The following is a 7,658-nucleotide window of genomic DNA, read 5'->3' on the forward strand; positions in this document are numbered from 1 at the left end:
TCGTTCGCTCCGGTCAGCCGGACCTACGCCGCCGCCTTGAAGGGGACCGACTGGGTTGCGGCTGTTGTCTGAGGCTCGACCCTCCGGTCCGTCTCTCGGCGGAGATGCAGGCTCGGCAGATGTGTATCATCGGGACCTGTCCGCCGCCGACCGCGCCTAGGTGGTGCGGCGGCTGGGTGCGGTCAGTCTGGGATCCTGATGCCCGTCGTTGTAATGTCCGCTCTCCACCCGAAGCGGTCGTTCTTAGGCGGGGCCTCGGATGACCACAAGTGGGTCGGAAGGAGACATCAAACAAACGAGTGCAGGGACTGAGTCCCTGCCCGCCGGAGGCCCCTCTTTCTTCCTCCCAAACGAAAAGGGCCGCCGCTCCAACGAGCGACGGCCTTCCTGTTTCGCAGCAAGCGCTGATTACAGCTTGCCGGTCAGTTCCGGCACCAGCGTGAAGAGGTCGCCGACCAGGCCGACGTCGGCCACCTGGAAGATCGGGGCTTCTTCGTCCTTGTTGATGGCGACGATGATCTTGCTGTCCTTCATGCCGGCCAGGTGCTGGATCGCGCCGGAGATGCCGACGGCGACATAGAGTTCGGGCGCGACGATCTTGCCGGTTTGTCCGACCTGATAGTCGTTGGGGGCATAGCCGGCATCGACGGCGGCGCGGCTGGCGCCGACGGCGGCGCCGAGCTTGTCGGCGAGCGGATCGATGAACTCGTGGAACTTGTCCGACGAACCCAGCGCGCGGCCGCCGGAGACGATGATCTTGGCGGCGGTGAGTTCGGGGCGGGCCGATTTGGTGAGTTCGGCGCTGACGAAGTTTGACGTGCCGGCGCTGCCGTTGCCGCTGACGGCTTCAACGGAGGCGCTGCCGCCGCTGGTCGCGGCCTTGGCGAAGGCGGTGCCGCGCACGGTGATCACCTTCTTGGCGTCCGACGACTGCACGGTGGCGATGGCGTTGCCGGCGTAGATCGGGCGGGTGAAGGTATCCGGGCCTTCGACGGACAGGATTTCGCTGATCTGCGCCACGTCCAGCGCGGCGGCAACGCGCGGCGCAACGTTCTTGCCGCGGCTGGTGGCCGGGGCGACGAAGGCATCGTAACCGGCCATCAGGCCCACCACCAGCGGCGCGATATTTTCCGGCAGGGCGGCGCCATAGGCGGCGTCATCGGCCAGCAGCACCTTGGCGACACCGGCCACTTGCGCGGCGGCAGCGGCCACGGCAGCGCAGCCAGCGCCCGCGACCAGCAGGTGGACATCGCCGCCGAGTTGACCGGCAGCGGTGACGGCGGCCAGCGTGGCGTCCTTCAGAATGGCGTTGTCGTGTTCAGCCATAACCAGCGTGCTCATGCGACTGCTCCCATTTCCTTCAGCTTCGCGACCAGTTCATCGACTGATTTCACCTTGATGCCGGCCAGGCGCTTGGCCGGCTCGGTGACTTTCAGGGTGGTCAGGCGCGGGGTCATGTCCACGCCGTAATCGGCCGGCGTCTTGCTGGCGATCGGCTTGCTCTTAGCCTTCATGATGTTCGGCAGCGAGGCATAGCGCGGCTCGTTCAGACGCAGATCGGTCGTCACGATCGCCGGCATTTTCAGCGCCACGGTTTCCAGGCCGCCATCGATTTCGCGGGTCACGTTCAGCGTGTCGCCCTGCGGATCAAGCTTGGAGGCGAACGTGCCCTGCGCCCAACCCAGCAGCCCGGCCAGCATCTGGCCGGTCTGGTTGGCGTCGTCGTCAATCGCCTGCTTGCCCAGGATGACCAGGCCCGGCGCTTCTTCAGCGACGATGCCGGCCAGCACCTTGGCGACGCCCAGCGATTCGGTGGCAACATCGGTCAGCACCAGGATGCCGCGATCGGCGCCCATGGCCAGCGCCGTGCGCAGCGTTTCGGTGCATTGCTGCACACCCAGGGAAACCACCACAACCTCGGTGGCGATGCCCTTTTCCTTCAGGCGGATCGCCTCTTCGACGGCGATTTCGTCGAAGGGGTTCATGCTCATCTTGATGTTGGCGAGTTCGACGCCGGTGTTATCCGACTTCACGCGCACCTTGACGTTGTAATCCACCACCCGTTTGACGGGGACGAGCACCTTCATGGCTGGCCTTTCCCAAGCATTGATCTGCACCGCACTTGACCCATGAGGGCAGCAGGGTCAAGGCCCAAGTTTACGTTAACGTCAACCTGTCGCGGCAGCCTCACAAAAAACATCGGCCCGGCGCTGCTGCCAGCGCCGGGCCGATGCCCAAATCAGTGCGGTTTCAGCCTGAAATCAGGCGGCAACCACCGACTGGCGACGACGACGCGCCACGCCGCCGACGCCGTAGTTGCGACGACGCGCAAGCGCGCCGACGAGACCAAAGCCGACGATCAGCATCGCCCAGCTCGCCGGTTCCGGCACGGCGCCGATGCGCTGCAGCTGGGTATCGGCGACGAAATTGCCGAGGTTCAGGCTGTTGCGAACCGCCTTGCCGTTATCGTCTTCATAGTGAATGCCGCCATAGATGCGGCTGATGCCGGCTTCGAATGCAGCATCAGAAAAGCCGCTAAAGCAGCGATTGGCAACCACGCCCGCGGCCGGATCGGCCGGGGTGCAGAAAGCCAGATTGTCGGTGCCGAAATAGCCCGCCAGAGCGCCGGCGGCGCTGCCCGAGAAGCTGCTGTGGCCTGACACGTAGGACGGGAAGTTCGGGGTGGCCAAAAGCGGCGTCCAGCCCGGTTCGCCGGCCACGCCACAGGTGGCGAGCGTGCAATTGTTGATGGCGGTGACCGGGCGCCAGGTGTTGTAGGTATATTTGTCGTTCCAGGCGGTGATGCCGGCATCGGCGACCGACATGCCAACCAGTGCGGTGGCGCGAGCGGCTTCTAGGGTGGACAGGCCGCCAATCAGACCATTGGTGATGTCGATCCAGTGGCCGGGCGGGGTGAAAGTGCCGCCGCCATCGGCCCAGAAGCGGGCGATCAGCTGCTGTTCCGGGGTGCCGCAGGTGGAGCAGCCCAACGCCTTGACCTGGTTATATTCAGCAATCCATTGCGCGCTGCCCAGGGCCAGCGGCGCGCCATTGGCGAACTGGGCGTTGCTGGTGGCTGCAAAAGTGGTCACGTTGCCCCACAGCGGCAGCACCGGCGGGTTCGGGTTGGTCGGCTGGAAATCACCGGGGTTGGTGCCGGGCACATAAGCCACCTGTGCACCAGCCGCGCCGTCCGACGAACGGGCATTGAAGAAGTTGTTGGCGATCGAGCTGCCAACCGACAGGCTGTTGGCACGGACGGCGGCATTCACCGGCAGCGCGTTCAAACGGGTGTTCATGGTGGTCAAAAGCCCCGCCGAAAGCGTCGGGAACAGATTGGCCATCATCGTGTAGCCCGCCGAAATCGCCAGCGCATCCTTGGACACGCCTGAAACAGCCGGACCAGCGTAGCTATAACCCTGATAGCCCATGTGCGAACCGGCGTTGACCGCATCGAAGGTGGCAACGCTGACCATGGCGATAGCGCGGGCGGCGCGCGGCGGCGGGCCGGCGGCGCCAGCACGGATGCTGTTCAGCAGGGTGGAGTTGACATCCTGCACGGCCGCGCTGGCATGTGCGACATTGGGCAGCGCCAAGGCGGCGACGGTTGCAACCACAGCCGCGGCCTTGAGGCCGCGGTTCATCAAGCGAGTCATGTATCAATCCCCCAGAAACTGTTGGCGGCTACCCCCAACAGGCGACCATGACTTCGGTTAATGATCCAAAATGGTTAAGGAAAAAAGTCAACCAGGCTGCAAAACGTGACGGATGCTCAAAATAGTCAGTATCAGCGACTGGCGCCCGGCACCCAGAGCACATCACCTGCCGCGGCGTTTTCAATGCGCGCCAGAACAAACAGCAAATCAGACAGTCGGTTCAAATATTGGCGCGCTACTGCCGAAATCTCGTCGCCGGCCGCAACTGCATCACGTTCGGCACGGCGCGCGATAGTGCGGGCAAGATGCAGATGCGTGGCGGCAGCTGTGCCCGCTGGCAGGATGAAACTGGTGAGCGGCGCAAGTTGTTCGTTGGCAGCGTCAATTTGCGCTTCCAGCCAGCCCACCTGCGTCGCCACGATGCGCAGAGCGCCATCAACGCCCACTGGCGTCGCCACATCGGCACCCAGATCAAACAAGTCGTTCTGAATGCGCGACAGCATCGCGTCGGTCGATTCGCTGGCGTGCAGACGGGCCAGGCCGATGGCGGCGTTGGTTTCATCAACGCTGCCCATCACCACCGGGCGATGGCTGGCCTTGGAAACTCGGCTGCCGTCCACCAGGCCGGTGGAGCCATCATCGCCGGTGCGGGTATAAATGCGGTTCAGACGAACCATGACAGATCAACCCGGCCGGTTGATCAGGAACAGGATGACGATGAAGAAGATCGCCAGCCCCTGCATGGCGACACGCAGGCTCATCATCCGGTTGGACTGTTGGCCGGTCACATCCTGGCCGCGCGCCATGATGATGATGCCGCGCGCCAATACGGCCAGCGTGGCAACCGCCGAAGCGACCATGAAAATGATGAGCGTGGCTTGCATGGGGCAAGACCTACCATCCTTTCCCAGCCAGAACACCCGTGTTCTGGGGGGTGCGTCAGCAAGGCCACAGCTGCTGGTTCAGCCCCCTGAATTCTCAGGCTGGCCCCAGTTTCGGGCAGCCCGGGTTTCAGGCAGTCTGCGCTGCCCGCCGCCGCATCACGGCACCGGTCAGGCCGAAACCAATGATCAGCATGGCCCAGCTTGCCGGTTCCGGCACGCCGCCGCCGATATCGGTGATTGTCAGCTGGAGATTGCCGATCGACAGCGCCTGCAGCGGCAGGCCGGCCAAAATGGCGCCCTGCGGATTGCCCTGGCGGAAGTTGATCGACAGGAACGGCGAGTTGCCAATGGGGCCAGTGAGCACGCCGGCGAAACCGCGCGTCGTCACGTCGGTGATCAGGCTTGGCGGATTGTCGAACGGGCCCTGCAGCGTGCGGCCGAAAAACAGCGAGCCAAAAAACACATCCGGCGGCAGTATGCCGAAAACATCATAGGGTTGAAGGATGCTGCCCGAAACCACCCGCGATCCGGTGCCATAGCCCATCTGATCCAGCCGGTTGTTGGGATTGCCGCCCACGCCGCCATTGTTGACGGTGAAGATGTTGCCGAAATCATTGCCGTTGCACACCAATGTGATGGCGCCGCCGGAACCAATGATGTTGAGCTGGCCGGATGTGATCGCCCCGGTCAACAGCGCACCTTCGCCCTGGCCGCCAACCGGGCCGACCAGTTGCAGGCCGGCAGCCTGCGTGTCGACGATGAAACCACCGATCGCGGTACCGCCAGCAAACGCCGACAGCGCCGCAATCGGCGTGCCCGAGGGTGCCAGGAAAACCGTGCCGCTAAAGCTGAACAGCTGCTGCGCGGCCGAAACCGGTGCGCAAACAGCGATGCTGGCCGTGGCGGCAGCACAAAACAGACCAAAACGCATGAAAACCCTCCCCAAATGGGCGATCTGCGCGCCCCTTGCCTTTTGCTAAGTTGCAGATAGCAGGCGGTCAAGTAGGACCTTGTTAAGGAACAATCTGATCGGCCAGCACGGCCTGCCGCAGCTGGGCAGGATCGACCCCGCCTGCCCGCAGCATCGCCAGCGATTCGGCGGTATCGCGTTTGGCCAGTCGTTTGCCATCGCTGCCGCGCAGCAGCGGGTGGTGATGATAACGCGGGGCGGGAAGACCCAGCAGGGCCTGCAGCAGACGCTGGCCATGGGTGGCGTCGAACAGGTCCATGCCGCGCACCACATCGGTAACACCCTGCGCGGCATCATCGATCACCACGGCCAACGCATAGGCCGTGCCGATATCACGCCGCGCCACCACGAAATCACCGCCCGCCGCCGGATCGGCCCGTTGTGGCCCGGCGGTGGCGTCGTGCCATTTCAGCGGGCCACTGCGGTCCAGCGCTGCGGCCACGTCCAGCCGCCATGCCGGTGTTTCCGTCGCCGAACGCTGCGCCCGTTCGGCAGCACTCAAGTGGCGGCAGGTGCCGGGATAGATCGACCCTTCCGGCCCCCATTCCGGCCCCCATTCCGGCCCCCATTCCGGCCCCCATTCCGGCCCATGCGGCGCGCTGGCCGCCGCTGCAATATCAGCGCGCGTGCAGAAACAGGGATAGGCGACGCCCATGGCCACCAGCCGATCGAGCGCGGCACGGTACACCGGTGCGCGCTCGCTCTGCCGCCACACCGGGCCATCCCAATCCAGCCCCAGCCAGGCCAGATCATTCAGGATGGCCGCCTCAAACTCCGGGCGGCAGCGGGCGGTGTCAATATCCTCGATCCGCAGAATGAATCGCCCGCCGCTGCGTCGCGCCAACTGCCAGCCCAGCAGCGCCGACCGCGCGTGGCCACGGTGCAGCAGCCCCGTCGGCGACGGCGCAAAACGAGTGGTGAGGGCCAAGTTATCCACGTTATCCACAACGAAATCCGGTGTTGTCATTGGCCTGACATACAATCCGTTGTAAAGACTAGCGCATAACGGAACGGCCGCGCTGGCGGCCCTGGGGTTGCGGCTCGTTGGCAGCAACCCTTGTGCGACTGGGCCCGTGTCAAGCGTTGCCATCCCGATGTGCGGGGAGGCCCTAATGCTGACGGCAGAATTGCTGGAACAGAAGTTCGTCACCGAGCGCAGCCTGGTGTCGCCCGAAGCCTGCCCGGCCTTGGTACTGAACGCCGATTATACCCCCTTGTCCTATTATCCCCTGTCGCTATGGCCGTGGCAGACAGCGATCAAGGCGGCCTTTCTGGAACGGGTCGACATCATCGCCGAATATGACCGTGAAATCGCTTCGCCCAGCGTGCGGATGAAGCTGCCCTCGGTGATCGCGCTTCGGCAATATGTGCGTCCGGCCAGCCACCCGGCCTTCACCCGCTTCAACCTGTTCCTGCGCGATCGTTTCACCTGCCAATATTGCAGCGTGCCCGGCGGCGAACTGACCTTCGATCATGTCATCCCGCGGGCTTATGGCGGCCGCACGACGTGGGAGAATGTCACCACCGCGTGTGCGCCGTGCAATCTGAAAAAGGGCGGCCGCACCCCGGCCGAAGCGCATATGCAGCTGCTGTCGCGGCCCACCCAGCCGTCCACCCACGATCTGCAGGCCCATGGCCGCGCCTTCCCACCGCATTATTGCCACAAGACCTGGCGCGATTATCTTTATTGGGATGTGGAATTGCTGGCATGACCGCAGCAGCACTGCAGCTGTTTCCCATTACCGAAGATGGCCGCTGCAATGGGCATGAGGGCCCGTGGCCCGACGGCACCGATGCCCTGCTCGACGCCACGCGCCAGCTATATGCCGAACAAGGTTACCACCCGCCGTGGATTTCCTATCTGGCCTTTGTGGGTGATGAAATGGTGGGCGGCGGCGCCTTTGTCGGCCCACCCAAGGCGCTGGGGGCGGAGATCGCCTATTTCACCCATCCCGCCCGCGAAGGCCAGGGCCTCGCCAGCCGCACCGCTGCCGCACTGGTGGCCACCGCTCGCGCCGCCGATCCAGCGCTGCCACTGTGGGCCAAGACGCTGCCAGCAGAAAATGCCTCCACCCGCATCCTGCAGCGGCTGGGATTCCGGCGAACCGGGATCGTGCAGGATCATGAAATCGGCGACGCATGGCGCTG

General features: G+C 64.4%; 9 protein-coding genes. 2 read left to right on the forward strand and 7 right to left on the reverse strand.

All coding sequences use genetic code 11. The features are described 5' to 3' along the window. Positions 1 to 408: 408 nt before the first annotated feature. The 7 genes from RMO81_RS15540 to gluQRS all read right to left on the reverse strand — a co-directional run bounded on the left by RMO81_RS15540 (position 409) and on the right by gluQRS (position 6,477). Positions 409 to 1,341 carry an FAD-binding protein gene (locus tag RMO81_RS15540; protein WP_310476852.1) on the reverse strand — a complete coding sequence of 311 codons (933 nt, stop codon included), beginning with the start codon at positions 1,339 to 1,341 and terminating at the stop codon, positions 409 to 411. Then, the gene (locus tag RMO81_RS15545) at positions 1,338 to 2,087 is read right to left on the reverse strand and encodes an electron transfer flavoprotein subunit beta/FixA family protein (RefSeq protein WP_310476853.1); all 750 of its coding nucleotides are present in this window, start codon (positions 2,085 to 2,087) and stop codon (positions 1,338 to 1,340) included. The genes RMO81_RS15540 and RMO81_RS15545 overlap by 4 nt, the downstream gene beginning before the upstream one ends. Before the next feature lie 174 nt (positions 2,088 to 2,261). After that, a complete protein-coding gene (locus RMO81_RS15550) occupies positions 2,262 to 3,656 on the reverse strand; it encodes a PEPxxWA-CTERM sorting domain-containing protein (protein WP_310476854.1) in 1,395 nt (464 codons plus the stop codon). A 131-nt stretch (positions 3,657 to 3,787) separates the two neighbouring features. Continuing rightward, positions 3,788 to 4,333 (reverse strand): cob(I)yrinic acid a,c-diamide adenosyltransferase, encoded by a 546-nt coding sequence (locus RMO81_RS15555; RefSeq protein WP_310476856.1) that lies wholly within the window; start codon positions 4,331 to 4,333, stop codon positions 3,788 to 3,790. A gap of 6 nt (positions 4,334 to 4,339) precedes the next feature. Then, entirely contained in the window at positions 4,340 to 4,540 is a 201-nt protein-coding gene (locus tag RMO81_RS15560; RefSeq protein WP_310476857.1) for an HIG1 domain-containing protein, read from the reverse strand. 127 nt (positions 4,541 to 4,667) lie between these two features. After that, positions 4,668 to 5,471 (reverse strand): PEPxxWA-CTERM sorting domain-containing protein, encoded by an 804-nt coding sequence (locus tag RMO81_RS15565; RefSeq protein WP_310476858.1) that lies wholly within the window; start codon positions 5,469 to 5,471, stop codon positions 4,668 to 4,670. A gap of 82 nt (positions 5,472 to 5,553) precedes the next feature. Further along, on the reverse strand, positions 5,554 to 6,477 hold the full coding sequence (gene gluQRS / locus RMO81_RS15570; protein ID WP_310476859.1) for a tRNA glutamyl-Q(34) synthetase GluQRS: 924 nt from the start codon (positions 6,475 to 6,477) through the stop codon (positions 5,554 to 5,556). A gap of 145 nt (positions 6,478 to 6,622) precedes the next feature. Between gluQRS and RMO81_RS15575 the strand changes: the two genes are divergently transcribed. Beyond that, a complete protein-coding gene (locus RMO81_RS15575) occupies positions 6,623 to 7,222 on the forward strand; it encodes an HNH endonuclease (RefSeq protein WP_310476860.1) in 600 nt (199 codons plus the stop codon). Then, a partial coding sequence (locus tag RMO81_RS15580) for a GNAT family protein (protein WP_310476862.1) occupies positions 7,219 to 7,658 on the forward strand: 440 nt, incomplete at its 3' end. The genes RMO81_RS15575 and RMO81_RS15580, both read left to right, overlap by 4 nt.

Origin of the sequence: Sandarakinorhabdus sp., from assembly GCF_031422795.1 — a bacterium.
Classification (GTDB): Bacteria; Pseudomonadota; Alphaproteobacteria; order Sphingomonadales; family Sphingomonadaceae; genus Sandarakinorhabdus.